The organism is Amycolatopsis sp. NPDC059235 (assembly GCF_042754125.1).
GTDB lineage: Bacteria > Actinomycetota > Actinomycetes > Mycobacteriales > Pseudonocardiaceae > Amycolatopsis > Amycolatopsis albidoflava.
This window is the reverse complement of the sequence record NZ_JBHZAG010000019.1, coordinates 85,328-104,333: the sequence shown is the minus strand read 5'-3', so window position 1 is coordinate 104,333 and position 19,006 is coordinate 85,328. Positions and strand designations below refer to the sequence as shown.

At 69.7% G+C, this 19,006-nt stretch carries 20 protein-coding genes; 11 read left to right on the top strand and 9 right to left on the bottom strand.

From position 1 onward, the window contains the following. Positions 1–237 precede the first annotated feature (237 nt). Positions 238–1,428 (top strand): epoxide hydrolase family protein, encoded by a 1,191-nt coding sequence (locus ACFXI3_RS15615; RefSeq protein ID WP_378400042.1) that lies wholly within the window; start codon positions 238–240, stop codon positions 1,426–1,428. 11 nt (positions 1,429–1,439) lie between these two features. Here the strand turns inward: ACFXI3_RS15615 and ACFXI3_RS15610 are convergent, their stop codons facing one another. Beyond that, a complete protein-coding gene (locus tag ACFXI3_RS15610; RefSeq protein ID WP_378400041.1) occupies positions 1,440–2,330 on the bottom strand; it encodes a helix-turn-helix domain-containing protein in 891 nt (296 codons plus the stop codon). A 38-nt stretch (positions 2,331–2,368) separates the two neighbouring features. On the opposite strand from ACFXI3_RS15610, the gene ACFXI3_RS15605 reads away from it, so the two are divergent. Continuing rightward, positions 2,369–2,770 carry a nuclear transport factor 2 family protein gene (locus tag ACFXI3_RS15605; RefSeq protein WP_378400040.1) on the top strand — a complete coding sequence of 134 codons (402 nt, stop codon included), beginning with the start codon at positions 2,369–2,371 and terminating at the stop codon, positions 2,768–2,770. 3 nt (positions 2,771–2,773) lie between these two features. On the opposite strand, the gene ACFXI3_RS15600 is transcribed toward ACFXI3_RS15605, so the two are convergent. The 3 genes from ACFXI3_RS15600 to ACFXI3_RS15590 form a co-directional block, all read right to left on the bottom strand. After that, positions 2,774–3,256 (bottom strand): hypothetical protein, encoded by a 483-nt coding sequence (locus tag ACFXI3_RS15600; protein ID WP_378400039.1) that lies wholly within the window; start codon positions 3,254–3,256, stop codon positions 2,774–2,776. Between the two features lie 235 nt (positions 3,257–3,491). Continuing rightward, on the bottom strand, positions 3,492–3,917 hold the full coding sequence (locus tag ACFXI3_RS15595) for a hypothetical protein (RefSeq protein ID WP_378400038.1): 426 nt from the start codon (positions 3,915–3,917) through the stop codon (positions 3,492–3,494). 170 nt (positions 3,918–4,087) lie between these two features. Next, entirely contained in the window at positions 4,088–4,735 is a 648-nt protein-coding gene (locus tag ACFXI3_RS15590) for a hypothetical protein (protein ID WP_378400037.1), read from the bottom strand. A gap of 68 nt (positions 4,736–4,803) precedes the next feature. Here ACFXI3_RS15590 and ACFXI3_RS15585 point away from each other — a divergent pair, with 68 nt between their 5' ends. Further along, positions 4,804–5,283: a hypothetical protein gene (locus ACFXI3_RS15585; RefSeq protein WP_378400036.1), complete on the top strand. Its 480-nt coding sequence runs from the start codon at positions 4,804–4,806 to the stop codon at positions 5,281–5,283. 137 nt (positions 5,284–5,420) lie between these two features. Here ACFXI3_RS15585 and ACFXI3_RS15580 read toward each other — a convergent pair whose 3' ends face one another. After that, positions 5,421–5,867, bottom strand: a complete 447-nt coding sequence (locus ACFXI3_RS15580; RefSeq protein WP_378400035.1) for a hypothetical protein — start codon at positions 5,865–5,867, stop codon at positions 5,421–5,423. Between the two features lie 270 nt (positions 5,868–6,137). Here ACFXI3_RS15580 and ACFXI3_RS15575 point away from each other — a divergent pair, with 270 nt between their 5' ends. Both ACFXI3_RS15575 and ACFXI3_RS15570 read left to right on the top strand, forming a co-directional pair. Next, positions 6,138–6,302: a hypothetical protein gene (locus ACFXI3_RS15575; RefSeq protein WP_378400034.1), complete on the top strand. Its 165-nt coding sequence runs from the start codon at positions 6,138–6,140 to the stop codon at positions 6,300–6,302. An 82-nt stretch (positions 6,303–6,384) separates the two neighbouring features. After that, positions 6,385–7,029, top strand: a complete 645-nt coding sequence (locus tag ACFXI3_RS15570) for a carbonic anhydrase (protein ID WP_378400033.1) — start codon at positions 6,385–6,387, stop codon at positions 7,027–7,029. Here the strand turns inward: ACFXI3_RS15570 and ACFXI3_RS15565 are convergent. Together ACFXI3_RS15565 and ACFXI3_RS15560 are read right to left on the bottom strand one after the other, a co-directional pair. Further along, positions 6,951–7,292 (bottom strand): NIPSNAP family protein, encoded by a 342-nt coding sequence (locus ACFXI3_RS15565; protein ID WP_378400032.1) that lies wholly within the window; start codon positions 7,290–7,292, stop codon positions 6,951–6,953. The two genes, ACFXI3_RS15570 and ACFXI3_RS15565, sit on opposite strands and share 79 nt — an antisense overlap. A 7-nt stretch (positions 7,293–7,299) precedes the next feature. Then, on the bottom strand, positions 7,300–8,250 hold the full coding sequence (locus ACFXI3_RS15560; RefSeq protein ID WP_378400058.1) for an NADP-dependent oxidoreductase: 951 nt from the start codon (positions 8,248–8,250) through the stop codon (positions 7,300–7,302). A 136-nt stretch (positions 8,251–8,386) separates the two neighbouring features. Here ACFXI3_RS15560 and ACFXI3_RS15555 point away from each other — a divergent pair, with 136 nt between their 5' ends. The 3 genes from ACFXI3_RS15555 (at position 8,387) to ACFXI3_RS15545 (ending at position 12,577) form a co-directional block, all read left to right on the top strand. Continuing rightward, positions 8,387–9,367 carry a GlxA family transcriptional regulator gene (locus tag ACFXI3_RS15555; protein WP_378400031.1) on the top strand — a complete coding sequence of 327 codons (981 nt, stop codon included), beginning with the start codon at positions 8,387–8,389 and terminating at the stop codon, positions 9,365–9,367. 522 nt (positions 9,368–9,889) lie between these two features. Next, positions 9,890–11,503: a M4 family metallopeptidase gene (locus tag ACFXI3_RS15550; RefSeq protein WP_378400030.1), complete on the top strand. Its 1,614-nt coding sequence runs from the start codon at positions 9,890–9,892 to the stop codon at positions 11,501–11,503. A 108-nt stretch (positions 11,504–11,611) separates the two neighbouring features. After that, entirely contained in the window at positions 11,612–12,577 is a 966-nt protein-coding gene (locus ACFXI3_RS15545) for a M28 family metallopeptidase (RefSeq protein WP_378400029.1), read from the top strand. Here ACFXI3_RS15545 and ACFXI3_RS15540 read toward each other — a convergent pair. Both ACFXI3_RS15540 and ACFXI3_RS15535 read right to left on the bottom strand, forming a co-directional pair. Further along, positions 12,568–14,589 carry a hypothetical protein gene (locus ACFXI3_RS15540; RefSeq protein WP_378400028.1) on the bottom strand — a complete coding sequence of 674 codons (2,022 nt, stop codon included), beginning with the start codon at positions 14,587–14,589 and terminating at the stop codon, positions 12,568–12,570. The genes ACFXI3_RS15545 and ACFXI3_RS15540 overlap by 10 nt on opposite strands. Before the next feature lie 123 nt (positions 14,590–14,712). Beyond that, positions 14,713–15,375 carry a GntR family transcriptional regulator gene (locus ACFXI3_RS15535; RefSeq protein ID WP_344273208.1) on the bottom strand — a complete coding sequence of 221 codons (663 nt, stop codon included), beginning with the start codon at positions 15,373–15,375 and terminating at the stop codon, positions 14,713–14,715. Between the two features lie 171 nt (positions 15,376–15,546). On the opposite strand from ACFXI3_RS15535, the gene ACFXI3_RS15530 reads away from it, so the two are divergent. Genes ACFXI3_RS15530 through ACFXI3_RS15520 form a run of 3 tightly spaced genes read left to right on the top strand, consistent with a single transcriptional unit; the run spans position 15,547 to position 18,967 of the window. Next, on the top strand, positions 15,547–16,560 hold the full coding sequence (locus ACFXI3_RS15530) for an ABC transporter substrate-binding protein (protein WP_378400027.1): 1,014 nt from the start codon (positions 15,547–15,549) through the stop codon (positions 16,558–16,560). Between the two features lie 4 nt (positions 16,561–16,564). Further along, positions 16,565–17,377 (top strand): ABC transporter ATP-binding protein, encoded by an 813-nt coding sequence (locus ACFXI3_RS15525; protein WP_378400026.1) that lies wholly within the window; start codon positions 16,565–16,567, stop codon positions 17,375–17,377. Then, a complete protein-coding gene (locus ACFXI3_RS15520) occupies positions 17,378–18,967 on the top strand; it encodes an ABC transporter permease (protein WP_378400025.1) in 1,590 nt (529 codons plus the stop codon). It begins immediately after the preceding gene. The last annotated feature ends 39 nt before the right edge of the window (positions 18,968–19,006 follow it).

Genomic DNA, 19,006 nt, shown 5'->3' with positions numbered 1-19,006 from the left:
GGAAACACCAGGCGTTACATTCGCCGGCCCATCATTTCGAGAAGGGAAAATTATCGACAAGATAATTGCTTGCACTATTTTCGACTGCTCCGGCAGCAGGATAATTTACGCCTGCGGGCGCTCCCGGTGTGCCGCCGACGCCGATCGGGACGACGCGTCGACGCAGAGCAATTATCGACTCGCACACAGCAATCTCAGACCTGGAGCCGGGACCCGCCCGGGCCTACGGTTCGTTCCGTGGCTGATATTTCCGCGGACGACCCGCTGCCCCGCCCCGAGCCCTTCGCCATCGGCGTCGCCGACGAGGATCTGGCCGATCTGCGCGCCAGGCTGGACCGGGTCCGGCTGCCCGAACACGAGACCGTGCCGGACGCGGCCCAGGGACTCCAATTGGCGCACCTGGCGACTCTGCTGACCGCCTGGCGCGAGCACGACTGGCACGCGCGACAGGAACAGTGGAACGCCATCCCCCATTACCGGGCGGTTCTCGACGGCCTGAGCATCGCGTTCTGGCACGTGCGCTCCCCCGAGCCGAGCGCGCTGCCGCTGATCCTGACGCACGGCTGGCCCGGGTCGATCCTCGAGTTCGAGAACGTCGTCGGGCCGCTGAGCGATCCGGTCGCGCACGGCGGTTCCGCGCGCGACGCCTTCCACTTGGTGATCCCGGCGCTGCCCGGGTTCGGGTTCAGCGAGCGGCCCCGGGAGCAAGGCTGGGATCCCGGCCGCACCGCACGCGCGTGGGCACAGTTGATGACGGTGCTCGGCTATCCGCGTTTCGGCGCGCACGGCGGGGACTGGGGCGCGTTCGTGAGCACCGAACTCGCGCGGATCGTGCCCGAGCGCGTCGCGGGGCTGCATCTCACGATGCCGGTGGCCTCGCCGATGCCCGACGACCTGCTCGCGCCCAGCCCCGCCGAACAACGCGTCCTCGACCGGCGCACCCGGCACCTGACCGACGGCTACGGCTTCGGCGTGCAAATGAGCACTCGCCCGCAGACCTTGGGCTATTCGTTGGTCGACTCTCCCGCAGGGTTGGCCGCGTGGCTGGGCGAGAAATTCGCCGCCTACTCCGACAACCGGCCCGAAATCGGCGGCGGCGTAAGCATTTCGCAGCAGATCGACAACATCGCCCTGTACTGGCTGACCGGCACCGGCGCCTCGTCGTCCCGGTGGTACTGGGAGGCGATGCGCTGGGTGCCGCGCAGCGCGGAAGCCGAGAACGCGCAACCGGTGACTGTGCCGACCGCCTGCTCGATTTTCCCGGCCGACCCGTGGCCAACCGTCCGGCACTGGGCCGAACGCCGGTACCTCGATCTGCGCTCGTGGCACGAACTCGACCGCGGCGGCCACTTCCCCGGTCTGGAGCAGCCTGACCTGCTGGTGTCGGAGATCAGGGAAGCATTCCGGCACGCGCGAACCGGTTCCTGATGCCGTCCCGGTCAGGAATCGCGGTAGGCCGAAGGCCGCATCCCGGTGTACCGCAGGAAAGCCGTCGACAGCACCGCCGGGTTCGCGAAACCGCACCGCCCCGCGATTTGGGAGATCGTCAGATCGGTGTCGCGCAACAGCCGTTTCGCCTCGTCGATCCGCAGCCGGGTCAGATACCGGTACGGCGTCGCCCCGGTCGCCTCCTTGAAGACCCGCACCAGGTGGTACACGCTCAGGTGCGCCTCCGCGGCGAGGTCGGCGAGGGTGATCGGCTCGGCGAGCCGCTCGCGCATCGCCGCGACCACCGCCCGGACCCGCGGATTCTCCCGCTTCGGCGGCGCCCCAGCGGACAGCCGGGCATGGCGGGTGAGCAGCTGCATCGTCAGGAACGCCGCTGCGGACTCGGCGTACAGATCGTCGGCCCCGCCCGCGCCGCCGAGGGCTCGGACGATCTCCTCGACCAGCGGATCCCCGGCGGTCAACGACGCGGCCATCGCGGCGAAGTCCACCGCGGCGCCACCGAGCTGGGCTGCGGTCGCGTCGACGGTGGCGCGCGGAAGGTGGACCTGCACGCTGTTCAGCACCTCGTCCGCCCGATAGCGGCGCACGACGGGCTGATCCGGCGGCATCAGCTCGAGGCGCCCCGGTGTCCACGGAGTGCGCGTCCACCGGCCGCCTCTGTGCGTCTCCATCACCGCGCGGCCCCTGGTCGGCAGCACCAGGTGCAGATCCGCCGCGGCCGGGAGTTCCATCTCCTCGGCCACCGGGACGTGCTCGAACCGCTGCACCAGCAAGGACTCCCAGCCGGAATCCTCCCAGCTGCAGTACGTCCGCCGGACGTAGCGGCCCATTTCGAAACCGGCATACGGCTGGAGATCCAGCCGCGTGGAGTCGAACACCATGATTCACAGGCTATCGACGCTCGACACCAGGAGGTTCCATGACCGCCGCCCGCACCGCCGCCCAGGCCTTGCACGCCGCCGTCCGGAGGCGGGACAAAGCGGCGTGGCTCGATCTGTTCGCCGCGGACGCTCTGGTCGAAGACCCGGTCGGCCCCTCGCAGTTCGACCCGGAAGGCGCCGGTCACCGGGGCCGCGACGCCATCTCGGCGTTCTGGGACCAGGCCATCGCACCCAACGAGTCGATCGAGTTCCTCTTCGACGATTCTTTCGCCTGCGGACACGAAGTCGCCTTCACCGGCCACGTCCGCAGCCGGCACGACGGACAGGTGCTCGAGGCCGAGGGCGTGTTCGTCTACCGGGTGGACGAGGCGGGCAAGATCGCCGCCCTGCGGGCTTTCTGGGAGGCCGAGCGCACCATGCGGACGATGCGGCCCGCCTGACCGCTACGCGCGGCCCGAGAGCTGGAGATGGGCTGCGGTCCTCCGCCAGGACAGCCAGAACGCCGCGTAGGGAATCCCCGCGAGCAAACCTAAAACGGAACTGCCCAGGCCGACGAAGTAGATCGCATAAGCACCGAGCCGGTCGAAGTGCACGGTTTGCTGAAGGAGCCAGATGATTCCCGCGCTCTGCAGGACGGCCCCGGCAGCGATCAGGATCACCGCCGCCACGGTCAAGCGGCGGAGACGGTGTTCCCAAGGCAGCAGAGGGACGGCGTGACGCCGCTCGTCCTTGGGGACCCGCCGCCAAGTCACCGCCGCCACCACGCCGGCCGCCAGGCCCAACCCGGTGCAGCACATCCCGAAAGCGAAAGCGGCGGCACCGCCGATATTGGCGCCGCTGTGGGGCGGCGCGGTGATCTCGGCGAGGAATCCCAGGCCCAGCAGCACCGCTCCGGCGCCGAAGAGCCAGATCGCGACGAACTTCAACGTCCTGACAGTAGTTCTCATGGTTCCTTCCGACTGAATGACGCTTCCGCGAGGAGCCCCGGCAGCCGGGTCGCCTCGCAGTCCCCCCTGATCACTCAGCCGTTCGCGTCGGACACCAGGAGTGAACAAAACGCATGAACAACTGATTTCAGGCAAACGCATCTTATCCGGTCGTAACCCGCCTGGCGGAGCCGTGGAACGGTGTCACCGAATGGTTACCGGGCGCCGCTCCCGCTCAACCCTCGCGAGGGGCCGGGATCACGACCCCGTCCGCGGGCCGGTTGCCGCGATAGCGGGCCACCGCGACGCGGACGCCGTTGCGGAACGCGTCCGGCATCGCCGCGAGGACGGTGCTGCGCGGCACCGGACGCGGAACGTCGAGCCCGGTCATCGGCCGCGCGAGGCCGATCCCGCGGACCGTCCAGCGCGGCCGCCCGTCCTTGTCCAGGTCGGTGAATTCCAGCGAGACCGGGCGCATCGCCGCCACGCGCACGAGCCCGCTGTCCGGCCCGGTCGGGATCAGGACGTCGCCCGCGTCGAGAAGGAGGCACACGCGCGGGACCGGCTGGAGGCCGTCGATCGCGACGATGCCGCGGCGGCCGCGTTCGGGCGACCGGAGCAGCCGGACGCATTCGCGATGCGTCAGCTCCACGTCGGCCATCGCCCCGCTCCTCCCCTGCGCCGTGTCCCGATTCCACCCCGCGACGGGCGGGAACGCCCACCGCCGGACGTCACTTCCTCAAGGGACTCAAGGCCTTCACTGCCCCAGGGATGAACTATTCGCCGGAAAAGTCGATCACGCCAGCCCTGTTCACCGGGTCGTGGAGCACGCTAGCCGCGGCTGTCCCACAAACTTCCGGCCCTCGTTCGGGTCGCACTGCCGCCGGGCGGCAGGCCGAGGATGTCGAGCAGGCTTGGGTCTTCGTCGATGGCGTGGTGCAGATGCCCGGTCTTGGCGGTGCCGCGGTCGAGGTCCGAGGCACCGAGAAGATGCCAGACGCCATCGTCGCCGTGCCGGACCCGCAGAATCGGCTCGCGGAGCTCGAACACCTCGGCGCTCTGGACGCAGGTCGTGCCCAGCAGCCAATGCCGCAGCCACCAGGCCCGCCGGTCGCGCTCCATGACCAGATCGGCCACCGCCCAGACGAACGGAAGGTCCCCATGGGCGCGCGCCTGCTCCGCAGTCAGGTGCGGGCCGCCCTCCGGCACGCGCTCGAACGGGTCGTCGACCAGGGAGAACGCGTGCCCGTCCCCGTGGTCGAAGATGACGGCGTGGAAGGTCCCGCCGCCCGGATTGCCCGCCCCGATCCCGACCGAAAGCCGGGCGACGTGCGGTTCCGCCCCGGTGGTCCAGCCGAGCGCGTACGAGGCCAGCTCTCCCCGAGGCCCGACGAACTCGCCGAACGCCCGCCGATCCATGCCGGTGACCGCGCTGGTCGGCACCTCGACCAGGGTGCCCTCCACTACCTCGATATCCACGGGCGAAAGATAGCGGATCAGCTGGTCGGCGCCGGGGCCAACGCCGATGTCGCGAGTACGGTGGCGCGATGGACTCCCGGGATTGGCACGCACTGCCTGGACCGACGTGGTACCGGCCTGCGGAAGCCGCTGCCGCTGCGGGAGATCTGGCCAAGTCAGCGTCTGCGGACGACGCCGCCTCGGCGGTCCGCCGTTTGGTCGACGCAGTCGGCAACGACCATGCCGGGACCCTGTACCCGGCCGCGGTCCCGGCGGTGCGCGTTCTGCTCGGCGTCGTCCGTGACCGGCCGGGCAAGCCGCGCGTCGCGGCGCTGAATGCGTTGCTGGACTGGTGGGGCTGTTTCGTCCCGGAGCCCGGATACGACCGCTACCGCGGCCACGACGGACAGCCGGTCGATCTGATCGACGCGGTCGAACGCGAGATCCGCGGCGCGGCGGGGGTGCTGCGCACCGTGGCCTGCCCGGACGGCGGCGCCGGGGAGATGGCCGAGGACTTGCTGGCGCGGCTGGAGGCGGGAAGCTGGTCGGATCTGGTCGCTGACCGCTGACAGGCGGATTTCGCCAGCCCCGGTCGGCGAACATCCGCTGGACGCCCGATCATCGCCAGCGATCCGCGCTGCTCAGCCAGAACTTGGGCAAGCAGGGCCGGAACCGGTCCGACCCCGCCTCCGTTGCCTGCCGTGGATCAGGCGCAGTCCCGGCGAATGGCCGCGTTGATCCGAGCGCCCTCGGCCCGGTTCACCGGATGCCGCGGAGTGCTGAAACTCCGGACCGCCTCGCCGTCCGGGTCGGGCAGGCGGGCGTTGAGCGCGGTGCACTGCCGGACCGCGCGCTGCGGGAAGTCGGGCAACTCCTGCAGGGAGCTCAGCCCGTCGTGGACGAGGTCGCTCTCCAAACGGGTCATCGCGGCCGAAGCGAAGTCCTGGGCCACCGCGTCCGCCGGGTTCTCGGCCGCATCCCGCATCCAGCTCGGCAGGTACTTCGGGTCCGCCTTGACCGGCGCGGGCGGCGGATCGGACTCCGAGGCAGACGCGCTCGACGACGGTGTGCTTGCGGGGCTGCTGGCGGGCGCGGTAGCGGGCGGCGCTGAGCCGCAGGCCGCCAGCGCAGCCGCGGTGCCGACAACCGCCAAGAGTCACCGGACGCGACCTGGCCTCCCCGCAAGCTGCGCCGAGGTCAGCCTGGTGAAGCGCCGCAGATCCCGTCCGTGCGGAGAAGTGGTCGCGCATCGCTGTCCGGACACTGGGCGCTCCGTTCCTGAGCCGGGCTCGTCGGCGGCAAGAGTGCCCGGCCCCGGCGGGAGGGGTCCCGACGTCGTCAGCGCGATCGGGGCCGCATGGTCCGGGCGCGGCGGGGTACCCGTCGGGTGAACCGCGATTTCCGGCGACGGTCTGGAGGACCCATGCTCGCGCTGCTCGGTCTGCTTTTGGTGGTCTGGCTGGTGTGCATCGTGCTCGGGGTGGTGATCAAGGGCCTGTTCTGGCTGATCGTGGTCGGCGCGGTCCTGTTCGTGGCGACCGCGCTGGTCGGGTTCGTCAAACGGGAGGCGCTGGGACGCGGACGCTAACCGCCCCGGCCCGCGTCGAAACCTCCCGGCGGCGAGACGATCGCAACACCCGGGCCGGCCCTTCCCGGCTTAGGCTGAAGCCATGGCCGACACGACACCGCCGACTCCGCAGGAAGCGTTCGACCTGCTCATGGCCGGCAACCAGCGCTTCGTCACCAGCGCTCCGGAACATCCGAACCAGGACGCGGCCCGGCGCGCGGCGATCGCGCCGAACCAGTACCCGTTCGCCGTCCTGTTCGGGTGCTCCGACTCCCGTCTCGCCGCCGAGATCATCTTCGACCGCGGTCTCGGCGACCTGTTCGTCGTGCGCACCGCGGGCCAGGTGATCGGCGGCGAGGTGCTCGGCAGCATTGAATACGGCGTCGACCTGCTGAGCTGCCCCCTCGTTGTCGTCCTCGGCCACGACTCCTGCGGCGCCGTCGGCGCGGCCCGCGCGGCGCTGGAGGACGGGCTCGCGCCGGTCGGCTACGTCCGCGACGTCGTCGAGAAGGTGACCCCCAGCGTCCTCGCGGCACGGGCGGCGGGCCGGGTCGAACCGCACGAGATCCTCGCCGAGCACGTCAAGCACACCGTCGACCTGTTGCTCGACCGCTCCCGCGTGCTCGCCGACCGGGTCGCGGACGGCCGGGCCGCCGTCGTCGGCCTGCGCTACCGCTTGGCCGACGGAAGCGCCGAAGTCGTGGCCGCGCACGGCATCGACGTGCCCGCCGCCAGCTCCCCGGCCTGAGCGACCGGCTTCGCCGCCCCGCGGGGCGGCGAAGCCCGTCCGTGAGTCCCATGTGGACAGACCGGCGCGCGACGGCCTTTCGGGCAGCGTCGGTCGAAACGGCGCATCCAGACGTAGCCGTCCTCGTGCTCGGCGTCCACAAAGGACGCCGTCACGTCCATGCCCAGCGAGGCCTGGAACGGGATGACCACGTCTTCCATGTAGCGCACCCATTCCGCGCGGCGTCCGGGCCGGGCCTGGTAATGGCGGATTTCGTAGTACACGGCCGGGTCACTCCGTCACTTCGAGAACGAGCTTGCCGCGAGTGCGGCCCGCCTCGCCGCGAGCATGAGCGACGGCTGCCTGCTCGAGCGGGAAGGTTTCCTCCACCTCGACAACGACCTCGCCGGCGTCGATCAGGCCCGCGATCGCGGTCAGCGCGGCCCCGTCCGGCTCGACCAGGAACGGCGTGACGCGCACGTCGGCCGCCCTGGCCGCCTGGGCCAGTTCCGGCGAGACACCGGCCGGGACGGCGACCAGCAGGCCTCCCGGACGCAAGACCTGGAGCGAACGGGTGCTGGTCTGGTCCTGCGCATCGCCGACCAGGTCGATGACGACGTCCACGTCGGCGACGGCTTCCTCGAAGCGGGTGGTGCTGTAGTCGATGGTCTCGTCGGCACCGAGTTCCTTGAGCCACGGATGCCGGGCGGCGCTGGCAGTGGCGATCACGTGGGCACCGAGGTGCCGCGCGAACTGGACCGCGAAGTGCCCCACCCCGCCGGCGGCGGCCGTGATCAGGACGCGCTGGCCAGCCTGCACATCTGCGGTGTCGACCAACGCCTGCCACGCGGTCAGCGCCGCCAGCGGCACGGCGGCCGCGTGCACGTGGTCGATGCTGGCCGGTTTGCGGGCCCACTGACGGGCCGGTGCCGTGACGTACTCGGCATAACCGCCCGCCGCGCGCGGGAACCACGGCATGGCGTAGACCTCGTCGCCCTTCGCGAGCGTCGTGACGCCGAAGCCGACTTCCTCGACGACGCCGGACACGTCCCAGCCCAGCACCAGCGGGAACGTCTGCATCCCCGCCATTCCCTGGCCCTCGCGGGTCTTCCAGTCCACCGGGTTGATCCCGGCGGCGCGCACGCGCACCAGCACCTCCGTCGGCAACGGCACCGGCCGCCCGACCTGCTCGACGGCCAGCGCCTCCGGCCCGCCGAATTCCCGGATCGTGACGGCCCGCATGTGCTCGCTCATGGTGTTCTCGCTCATTCCCGTCCCACTCTGGTCCTGCGCCGGGAGTGCGGCGCGAGACCAGAGTGGCGCGCGCTCGCGACCAGGAGTGAGTGGCCGGGGAGACACCTATCGTACTATTCCAGCCATGCCCCATCGCGTAGTCGTGCTTGCCCTCGACGGAGTCCTGCCGCTCGATCTGGGCATCCCGGCGCGGGTGTTCAACGAGGCCTGCGAACCGGACGGCACCCGGCTGTACTCCGTCACCACCTGCTCCCTCGGCGGGAAACCGGTGCGCACGCACGAGGACTACCGGCTCGTCGTCGAGCACGACGAGTCGGCACTGGAGACCGCGGACACCGTCGTGCTCGCCACGCAAGAGCCCAGCGAACACCTCCTCAAGACCGGAGAACTCCCGTCGGAAGTCGCCGCCGCCCTGGCCCGGATCGGACCGCGGACCCGCGTCGTCAGCCTGTGCACGTCGGCCTTCCTGCTCGCGGCCGCCGGACTGCTCGACGGCCGGCGAGCCACCACGCACTGGGCGCTGTGCGACGCCCTGGCACGGCTTTTCCCCGACGTCGCCGTCGATCCGGACGTGTTGTTCGTCGACAACGGGCGCATCCTGACCTCCGCGGGCGGAGCGGCAGGCATTGACCTCTGCCTGCACCTGGTCCGCCGCGACCACGGAACCGCAGTGGCTTCAGCCGCCGCGCGACGCTGCGTCGTCGCGCCGTGGCGCGAAGGCGGGCAGGCGCAGTTCATCGAGCACCCGGTACCGCAGGACACCGACCGTTCGACTTCCGCGACCCGGCAATGGGCGCTGGACCGCCTCGCCGAGCCGATCACGCTCGACGAAATGGCCCAGCACGCGCACATGAGCGCCCGCACCTTCACCCGGCGCATCCGCGGCGAGGTCGGCAGCAGCCCGCTGAAATGGCTGGCGCAGCAACGGCTCGCGCACGCCCGGCTGCTGCTGGAATCGACCGACCTTCCCGTCGCGCGGATCGCGACCGCCTGCGGTTTCGGCGATCCGGTCGCCCTGCGCAAGCACTTCTACACCAATCTGGGCATGTCACCTCTCGCTTACCGTCGAGCCCACCACGTGCCGGAGCCGTTGGCAGCACAGTGAAATCCAGTCACCCCTCCTCGAAGAACCCCGTTGAAAACGGCGGCCGCTGAAGTCATGACCCCGGACCTCGCCGAGGCGTCGGCGTCGTAGCGCATCGCACGCGCGAGTTCGTCCGGGCGGGTCACGACCTCGAGGCTCACCTCTCCTCGACGCCCGGGCGACGCGACCTGCCCGCACCGGTGGGCAAGAAAGCTCGCAGTGTCGCCGTCGTCCCGGGCAGTGAAGCAGGAAGCCGGAACAGCCGGCCGTTTCCGCGCGAACTTTTCCGACATTCGTACGGCACCCGGGACATTCCCTACGAAAGTCGGCCCGGCACCGAACGCACCGAGAATCCCAGCACCGGCAAGGCATATACCAATTGACCGGCGAATCCGGAACATTCCGTTGGTCCGTTTGGAGCATTGACGCCCCGATGCGCCGATCATTTACTCGACTGTGCTCGGCCGCATACCCACCGTAAGCGGCCGGGCGCGTTCCCTCTCCCCGCACCCATCGTCCTGCCTTCATGGAAGGAAGACCTCGATGCCCCATCGCGGATTCACGACGGGCCTGGCGGCTGCCGCCGGGCTCGCTATGACGCTCGTATTGCCGACGGCCCCGGCCAGCGCGGCCTCGGAAGCGCAGCCCGCGTCCCCGGACGCGGCCGCCGCTCGGGCCGCCGACCAGGCGGTCGCCTCCGGGCTCGCCGCGCTCAGCCGCGGTCCGGCGGAGGCGTTCCGGCGCGTCGGCCTGACCGCGGGCGACGCCGGACTCTTCTACGGCGCCTACGAGCGCACCTACCAGGGCCTGCGGGTCGTGGGCGGGGACGCGGTCGTCGTCGCGGACGGGGCCGGGAACGTCCGCGGCACCAGCGCCGCGGAAACCGCGCCCATCGCCGTCGGGACGCAAGCCGTTCTCGACGCCGCCAAGGCAGTTTCCGCCGCGCGCGCTCAACTGCCCACTGTGGACAGTGTGAGCACGCCGGAGAAGGTGGTGCTGGCCGGGACGAATCCGAAGCTGGCCTACGAGGTAGTCGTCTCCGGGCGCACCGCCACGGCGCCGAGCAAGCTGCACGTGTTCGTCGACGCCGCCACCGGCGCGGTGCTCGACAAGCGGGACGACATCAAGACCTTCAGCTCCGGGGCCAAGTCCCAGCCGCAGTCGAACGCGGTGAACGCCGCGGGCACCGGCAACAGCTACTACGTCGGCACCGTCTCGATCGACACGACGCAGTCCGGCTCCACCTACTCCCTGCGCGACCCCGGCCGCCCGGGCCTCAGCTGCGGCCGCGAGGGCGGGTCTGTCTACAGCGGACCGGACAACAGCTGGGGCAACGGCTCGGGCACGAACCTCGAAACCGGCTGCGTCGACGCCCTCTTCAGCGTGCAGACCGAGTGGAAGATGCTGAAGGACTGGCTGGGCCGCAACGGCATCAGCGGCACCGGCCGGGGCTACCCGGCGTCCGTCGGCCTGAACGACGTCAACGCCTACTGGGACGGCTCTTCGACGCACTTCGGCCACTCGCAGGACAACCGGCGCCAGGCCACCTCGATGGACGTCGTGGGCCACGAGTTCGGGCACGGCATCTTCCAGACCACCCCGGGCGGCGCGGGTTCCGGCAACGAGAACGGCGGCTTGAACGAGTCGACCGGCGACATCTTCGGGGCGATGACCGAGGCGTACGCGAACAACGCGAAGGACCGTCCGGACTACGAGGTCGGCGAGGGCGTCAACCTGGTCGGCCAGGGCCCGATCCGCTACATGTACAACCCGTCGAAGGTCGGCGACCCGAACTGCTACTCGTCGTCGATCCCGAGCACCGAGGTGCACGCCGCGGCCGGTCCGCAGAACCACTGGTTCTACCTGCTCGCCGAGGGCTCGAACCCGGGCGGCGGCAAGCCGGCCAGCCCCACGTGCAACAACAGCAGCGTCACCGGGGTCGGCATCCAGAAGGCCGCCAAGATCTTCTACAACGGCCTGCTGAAGAAGACCTCGTCGTGGAACCACCGGGCCGCCCGCAAGGCGACGCTGGAGGCCGCGATCGCGCTCTACCCGGGCAGCTGCACCGAGTTCAACGCCACCAAGGCAGCCTGGAACGCCGTCTCCGTGCCCGCCGTCTCCGGCGAGCCGACCTGCACGGCGCGGCCCGTGCGCTGACCTGACGCGGCCGGGTCCCGCTCCCCGCCGACCGGCGGGACCCGGCCGCGCATCAGGCAGTCCCCGTCCCCGAAATCCCCGCTCCCCCAACCGAAGGAACGCATCGTCATGAAGTGGAAGACAAGACTCGGCGCCGGGGTCACCGCCCTGGTGGCCGTGCTGGGCGTCGTCAGCGTGCCCGCGGCCACCGCCGCGCCCGCCTCGACGCTCGCCGCGCCGGACATCTCGCTCGCCAACATCAAGACGCATCTCAACCAGCTGCAGACCATCGCCCGCAACAACGGCGGTACCCGTTCGCCGCGCGGCGGCGGTTACGCGGCCTCGGTGTCCTATGTGGAGAACCTGCTCAAGAACGCGGGCTACACGACGAAACGGCAGACGTGCACGAGCTGCACCGGCCAGTCGCAGAACCTGATCGCCGAATGGCCGCAGGGCGACGCGAACCAGGTCCTCATGCTCGGCGCGCACCTCGACTCGGTGAGCGCCGGTCCCGGCATCAACGACAACGGTTCCGGCAGCGCGTCGATCCTCGAGGTCGCGCTGACGCTGGCCCGCACCAACCCGGCGATGGCCAAACGCGTGCGCTTCGCGTGGTGGGCCGACGAGGAATCCGGCATGGTCGGCTCGCGGTACTACGTGAGCACGCTGTCGGCCGCCGAGCGCGCGAAGATCAAGACCTACCTCAACTTCGACATGATCGGCTCGAAGAACTGGGGCTACTTCGTCTACGACGACGTCGCTTCGGTCAAGGCTGTCTTCGACGAGTACTTCGCCTCCATCGGCATCGAGACCGAAGGAGACACCGAGGGCGACGGCCGGTCCGACCACGCGTCGTTCAAGCGCGCGGGCATCCCGGTCGGCGGCCTCGCGACCGGAGCCGGCGACATCAAGAGCTACGAACAGGCCGACAAGTGGGGCGGCACGGCGGGCGCACCGTTCGACAACTGCTACCACCGCGCCTGCGACACGACGGCGAACATCCCGGACACCCCGCTGGAGAAGAACTCCGACGCGATCGGGTACGCGGTATGGAAGCTGGCTGCCGCCGCGCCCGTTGCGACGGCTCATCGCTGAACCTGATCGAACAGCTGCTCCGGGTCGTCGTCACGAGGGCGGCGGCCCGGAGCGTCCGGCTGCCCGGCGAGAATCGGCTCGATCAGGAACGGGCGGTATCCCGCCGTCTCGGGCAGGTCGAAATGCTCGAACGCGTTCCGCTCCAGATGCCACCGGACGACGCGGCGGGTCGACCCGCGGTTCGGTTGGGAAAAGACCAGCGTGTCCGGGGTTTCCCAGATCGGTGAGGTCGACGGGCCACCGCTCGCGTCGCAGCCCTCGGGGAGCGGGTATTCGGCGGTTGTCCCCGCGGCCAGGTCGAGCACCTCGACCGCGGGCGGCTCGTAACCGGACGAATGCATCAGCGCGCCGCCCGGCACGAAGCGCCAGCGATGGGGTTCCGGCAGCTCCCGCCGCTCTCCCGACGCGGTGAACACTGTTGCCGCTCCGGCTTCTTCGCGCACTTGAGCGCCGGAAAGGGGGTCGAGCTGATGCAGAGACGAGGCGAGCTCGACCGGTTCCTGGCCTGGCGTCCAGCGGGAAGCGGTGCGCGTCTGGTATCCCGACGTGGTGGTGAAATAGACCGAGCCGTCGTGAATGCCCAGGACGCTGCGGGTCAGCTTCTCTGATTTCGGCAGGCTCCACACTTCCTTGGCGGCCACGTCGAATACGTGCACCTGGTCCCAGGTCTGCCGGCCAACATGTGTTTGCACACCCGCCAAGTACCGTCCGTCGACGCTGCGGACCGGCAGCGTTCCCAAGTCGACCGGTACCTCGACGGCAGCACCGGTCCAGTCGATCAGCTGTCCTTGTTCTCCGGAACCGGCAACGTAAATGCCTGCCAGGGTCTCGAACGCGCGGTAGCGGTATTCGCTCTCGACCCGGCCGAGGACCACCGGTTCACCCGCGCGCCACACGACAACCGTGCCGTCGCCGGAGACGAAACCCGCTTTCGGCGGCGAACCGGCCACGGTCGCGGGTTCGTCTCTGCGCACGGTCTTGACCCGCATGCGTACCGGCCTGGTCGGCTGCGGTCGAGGAGGAAGCGCTGTGATGGCACCGTCTTCCCGGTGGATCAGCTTGTCGCTGACCGCATACTCGAGCAAGGGCTCGATCGTTTCCTCCGGCACAGCCAGCAACTCGGCCAAATCCCTTACGTGCGCCGGATTCGACCACGCGGCGACGTTGACAAGATCGGCCGCGAGCCAGACGTAGACGGCCCGGACCGCGGCGGCGTCTATCCGCTTCGCCTGTTCGTCCGGGAGATCGAGCACCTCCGTGGCCCGCCGCGGCTTTCCCGCCTCGTATCCGCCCTTGCCGTCCCCCACCAGCAACCCAGCGGCGAGCAGCAACGGGATCCCGTCCCGGCGCGTGCGCGGCGGGTCGACGCCTAACTGGGCACACACACTTTCCGACGGCTGTTCGCCGGTCAAGGGTTCGTCCAGCCAGCCGTCCGGGCGAAGCATGCCAACGAGCGTGAAGTACCACGACACTTCGATCACCTCGTACCCGAATACCTCCTGCCAGCCCGGCTCTTCCCGGTGAATCGCCGGACGCGTGCGTTTAAGCCACCGCGGCGCTTCCAAGACCTCCTGCGGCCAGAACTGGAACAGCCAGACGTCGCCCTCTTCCCCGGCTTCCGCCGGTTTCCGGCACATCCGGACGCGGTAGAACCCTTTCGCTCCCAGACTCAGTTCCTGGCTGAGGCTCCCGCCGGTCAACCATCCCAGACCAGCGGTCCCCGAACGGCTGTGGAAGGGCGATTCGACGATGTCTTCCCAGTCCCCGAGTCGCACTTCTGGTGGCCCGTCGTGCGCTTCGCAGCGAATTGCCTGACAGAAGTGGTCGGCCGTGGCGTGCAGCCAGCCGTCGCCCGCGGTCGCGACTGTGCCGGACACTGTCGGTGTCCCGTGCTCGCCGAGAAGTTCGTTGTCCAGCGCGGGCAAGGTCTTGTCGCGGTACACGTCTCGAAGCACGATGGTGCCGTAATCGGGCGAGTACTCGTCGTCCTCGCAGAACTCCAGAAGCGTCATGCCGAGAAAGGTAGCGGCGGGGTCCGACAATTTCGGCGGCGGCGATCTTCCGGCGGAGAGTCCGATGTGGTCAGTTCTCCGTCATCCGCCGAAAAACATCGAGAAGAGAACGGAATTCCGCACTCAGCCCAGCAACCGGCGAAGGAAATCCCGGTACGCCTCATGCAAAAACTGGCACACCTCGACCGCCGCGTCGACCTCCCCGCCCAGCATTCCGCCTGCCAGCAGACGATGCCGTTCCAGATCGTCCCGATCCATCACGTGCCCCTTGGGATCGATCTGCACGATCTGGTCGATCTCCGCGGTGTGCTCGTCCCACAGGCGGATCAGCGACTCGGATCCCGTCGCCTGCACCAAAGCCCGGTGCAGCGCGTGGTCGGACTCGCTGAGTTCCTGCCCCGCCTCCACAGTCTTCTCCAGCCGGTCCAGCGCCTCGCGCACGGTCGCCTGCCCCTCGGCGGAGACGCCGCGCCGCCGGGCCAGCTGCAGCGCTCCGACTTCCAGGACTTCCCGCACCAGGTCGATGTCGGTCAGCGACCGCTGCACCTCCTGCGACTGCGCCGCGACGTCCTTTTCGGTCACGAACGCGCCCCGGCCGACCTGGATCTCCACCAGGCCCAGCGAGCTCAGCATCCCCAGCGCCTCCCGGACCACCGGACGCGAGACCTCGAATTCCAGCGCCAGCCTCCGTTCCGACGGCAGCTTGCTCCCGCCCGGGTACCGGCCGTGCCGGATTCCCCGGAAAAGCTCGTCCGCCACCCGCGCGCGCTGCGTACTGAAGGCCACCGCCTCCTCCTTCTCCCCTGTCGTGCCGGAGGGTCCCCCGCCACGGCAGCTTAGGCCGCGCCGGCCGTCCGCGACCGGCGGAGCAAACTGGTATTACCGGTATTGCCTCTGTCCGGATTTGAGCTTAGCCTTCCTCCACGGCACCCGACCACTGCAGGCAGAGGAGCAAGCGTGGACGACAACCTCCCCCGCGCCGGGATCAGCCGGCGCGACGCGCTCAGACTGGCCGGAAACGGCGCGCTCCTCGTCGGCGCCGCCTCGCTGCTGAGCGCTTGCGGCGGCGGCAGCTCAGGCAGCCAGGACTTCAGCCTTCAGCTCGGCTGGGTCCCGGACGCCGAGTACTCCGGCTTCTTCATGGCCGCCGAGAACGGGCACTTCGCGAAGAACGGCTTGACCCCGAAGATCCTCCCGGGCGGCCCCACGACCAGCCCGGAACCGATCGTCCTCACCGGCAAGGCGCTGCTCGCGGTCGAGCCGGTCCCGGAGAACGTCGCGAACGCCGCGCAGCGCGGCAACGACCTGAAGATCGTCGGCGCGCAGTTCCAGCGCAGCCCCGAATGCTGGGTCTCGCTCGCCAAAGCACCGGTCAAGACGCCGGGCGACATCGTCGGCAAGAAGCTCGGCATCACGCTGTCCGGCAAGAACACCGCGCTGGCGTTCCTCCGGAAGAACGGCGTCGATCCGGCGAAAGTCACGCTCGTGCCGATCAGTTTCGACCCCGCTCCCCTGGTCGCCGGCGAGATCGACGCGCTGTGGGGCATCGCGACCAACCAGCCGGTGACGCTCGGCGAGAAGGGCACCCAGACGCATACCATGCTGCTGGCGGACTACGGCTTCAACCGGATGCAGGACGTCCTGGTGACGACCGGTGCCGCACTGAAGGATCCGGACAAGGCGGCGCTGCTGAAGAAAGTCGTCGCGGCGAGCCAGCAGGGATGGCAGGACGCGCTGGGCAATCCGGCCGCCGCCGCGCAAACAACCGTGACCAAGTACGGCAAATCCCTTGGCCTGACGGCGACTTCGCAGGTCAAGACGCTCGAAGCGATGAAGCCGTTCATGCAGCCCGCGGCGGGCGGGCCCGTGCTCACCATGTCGGACGCGTTGATCAAGGACACCGTCAACGCGCTGCAGAACATCGTCGGTGTCAAGACTTCGCCCTCCTTGTTCACCAATGAACTCTTCTGACGCCATGGCCGCGGCACAGACCCTTCCCGCCCGTCCGGACAAGGACGACCAGGGCGGCCTCGACCTGTCCGGCGTGACGAAGACCTTCCACGACGGCAAACAGCACGTCGAAGCGGTCCGGGAGTTCTCGCTGACCGCGCCGAAGGGCGCGTTCGTCGGGATCATCGGCCCGTCCGGCTGCGGCAAATCCACCGTGCTGCGCATGCTGGCCGACCTCGACACACCGACGTCCGGCACGATCTCCGTCAACGGCGCCGCTCCGCGGGAACTCCGTTCACAGCACGGGATCGGGGTCGCCTTCCAGGACGCGGGCCTGCTCCCCTGGCGCAGCGTCGAAGCGAACATCACCCTGCCGCTGCAGGTCGCCCGGCGAACGCCGGATCCGCACGACGTCGCCGAACTCATCGACCTGGTCGGCCTGTCCGGCTTCGGGAAATCACGGCCGTCTCGGCTTTCCGGCGGCATGCGGCAACGAGCCGCACTCGCCCGCGCGCTCATCAACCACCCGAGCCTGCTGCTGCTCGACGAACCCTTCGGCGCGCTCGACGATCTCACCCGGCAGCGGCTGAATTTCGAATTGCAGCGGATGTGGCTGGACCGCGGCACCACGACTGTCCTGGTCACGCACAGCATCTCCGAGGCGGTGCTGCTGTGCGACACCGTCGTGGTGATGAGCCCGCGACCCGGCACGATCTCCAAGGTCGTCACCATCGATCTCCCCCGGCCGCGCACCGCCGCGACGCTGCGCGAACCGAAGTTCCACGAGTTGTGCGACGAATTGTCGGCGGTGCTGTTCGAGAACCCGGCGGGCAGCTGAATGCCCCGGCGCACGATCCGCAGATACGGCGGTGCCGCCCTCGCCGCCGTCGTCGTTGTCGCACTGTGGCAACTGATCTCGCTGTCCGGACCGTACGCCAGCGTCGTTCCGTCACCGGTCGAACTCCTCCGGCAGATGTGGAGCGACCGCAGCTTCTACGGTCCCAACATCGCCGCGACGATGAGCGAAGCGGCGCAAGGGTTCTTGTGGGGCAACGTCCTCGCGATCGCCGCCGCCCTGCTGACGTCCCGGTACCGGATCCTGCAGCGGATGCTGGAACGGTTCGCGGTCACCGCGATCGCATTGCCCCTGGTCGCCGTCGCGCCGATTCTGTCGATCCTGTTCTCCTCCGGGACACCGAGCGTGATCCTGGCCGCCCAGTCCGTGGTGTTCCTGACCGTCGCGTCCGTCCTCTTAGGACTCCGGTCGGTCGGAGCCGGCTCGGTCGACGTCATCCGCGCCGCCGGCGGCAGCGAATGGACCGTGCTGCGCCGCGCCCGGATCCCCGCAGCGCTGCCGCATCTGGTCGGCGGACTGCAGATCGCCGCACCGAGCGCGCTGCTCGGCGCGATCATCGGCGAGTACCTCGGCGCCGACCACGGACTCGGCGTCGCGATGATCCAGGCGCAGGGCGCGTTCCAGGTGGCCCGGCTCTGGGGCCTGCTCGTCGTCACGTCACTGCTCGCCGCGGTGTGTTACGCCGCGATCCCGCTGATCGCGAAACTGCTGGTCCCCGCGTTGCGTTCGGTCGAGACGACCCTCGGCGCGGCCGAACGCGCCGCGCCGAAACCGAGCGCGGCCCGGCGACTGCTCCGCGGCGTGCTCAGCCTGGTGAGCACCCTCGCCGTCATCCTCGCCGCTTGGTGGGGCATGGCGATCCTGCTGCCGGGCGCGTCCTCGATCGCGCCAGCCCCGGACCGCGTCATCCCGTACCTGCTCCACGGCCAAACCTCGCTCGGCACCACGGATGCCGAGTCAGCCCAGGCGCTTCCGTACATGCTCGGCCAGCTGCTCCGAACGCTCGGCGACACCGGGCTCGGCCTGTTCTCGGGCGTCGCGCTCGCGGTGCTCGTCGCGATCGCCGCCTTCGAGTTCAAGGCGATCGAGAGCGCTGTCCTCGGGGTGTCGGTCGCGCTGCGCTCCATTCCGATGCTCGCGATCATCCCGTTGCTCGCCCTGGTTTTCGGCCGGGGACTGGTGGCGGTCACCGTGCTCATCGCGGTGATGACCTTCTTCCCGACCGTCGTCAACATCCTGGTCGCCATGCGGGCGATCCCCGCCGCGGCCGAAGACATCCTGCGCTCCGCCGGAGCACCGCGCTGGCAAACGATCCTGCGGTTGCGGATCCCGTACGCGCTGCCCGGGCTTCTCGCGTCGGTCAAGATCGCGATTCCCGTTTCGATCGGCGCCGCGATGGTCGCCGAATGGCTGTCCACCGGCAGCGGACTGGGCGCGACGCTCACCGTGGCGGCCGCCGTCTACGACTACGACTTCATCTGGGGCGCGGTCTTCCTGATCCTGCTGACCTCGCTCGCGGCGTACCACCTCGCCGCCGCGGCGGAGGCCAGGCTGGCCGCCCGCCGCTCCTGAATCCCGCTGACCCCGCGTCCCCCGACGCGGGCAGAGAGG

What these genes read in the sequence shown, in the direction of transcription:
- ACFXI3_RS15610 (WP_378400041.1), bottom strand. Translation starts at nt 2,330, where the DNA reads ATGGTGTTCGACTCCACGCGGCTGGATCTCCAGCCGTATGCCGGTTTC.
- ACFXI3_RS15605 (WP_378400040.1), top strand. Translation starts at nt 2,369, where the DNA reads ATGACCGCCGCCCGCACCGCCGCCCAGGCCTTGCACGCCGCCGTCCGG.
- ACFXI3_RS15595 (WP_378400038.1), bottom strand. Translation starts at nt 3,917, where the DNA reads ATGGCCGACGTGGAGCTGACGCATCGCGAATGCGTCCGGCTGCTCCGG.
- ACFXI3_RS15585 (WP_378400036.1), top strand. Translation starts at nt 4,804, where the DNA reads ATGGACTCCCGGGATTGGCACGCACTGCCTGGACCGACGTGGTACCGG.
- ACFXI3_RS15575 (WP_378400034.1), top strand. Translation starts at nt 6,138, where the DNA reads ATGCTCGCGCTGCTCGGTCTGCTTTTGGTGGTCTGGCTGGTGTGCATC.
- ACFXI3_RS15570 (WP_378400033.1), top strand. Translation starts at nt 6,385, where the DNA reads ATGGCCGACACGACACCGCCGACTCCGCAGGAAGCGTTCGACCTGCTC.
- ACFXI3_RS15560 (WP_378400058.1), bottom strand. Translation starts at nt 8,250, where the DNA reads ATGCGGGCCGTCACGATCCGGGAATTCGGCGGGCCGGAGGCGCTGGCC.
- ACFXI3_RS15555 (WP_378400031.1), top strand. Translation starts at nt 8,387, where the DNA reads ATGCCCCATCGCGTAGTCGTGCTTGCCCTCGACGGAGTCCTGCCGCTC.
- ACFXI3_RS15550 (WP_378400030.1), top strand. Translation starts at nt 9,890, where the DNA reads ATGCCCCATCGCGGATTCACGACGGGCCTGGCGGCTGCCGCCGGGCTC.
- ACFXI3_RS15545 (WP_378400029.1), top strand. Translation starts at nt 11,612, where the DNA reads ATGAAGTGGAAGACAAGACTCGGCGCCGGGGTCACCGCCCTGGTGGCC.
- ACFXI3_RS15540 (WP_378400028.1), bottom strand. Translation starts at nt 14,589, where the DNA reads ATGACGCTTCTGGAGTTCTGCGAGGACGACGAGTACTCGCCCGATTAC.
- ACFXI3_RS15525 (WP_378400026.1), top strand. Translation starts at nt 16,565, where the DNA reads ATGGCCGCGGCACAGACCCTTCCCGCCCGTCCGGACAAGGACGACCAG.
- ACFXI3_RS15520 (WP_378400025.1), top strand. Translation starts at nt 17,378, where the DNA reads ATGCCCCGGCGCACGATCCGCAGATACGGCGGTGCCGCCCTCGCCGCC.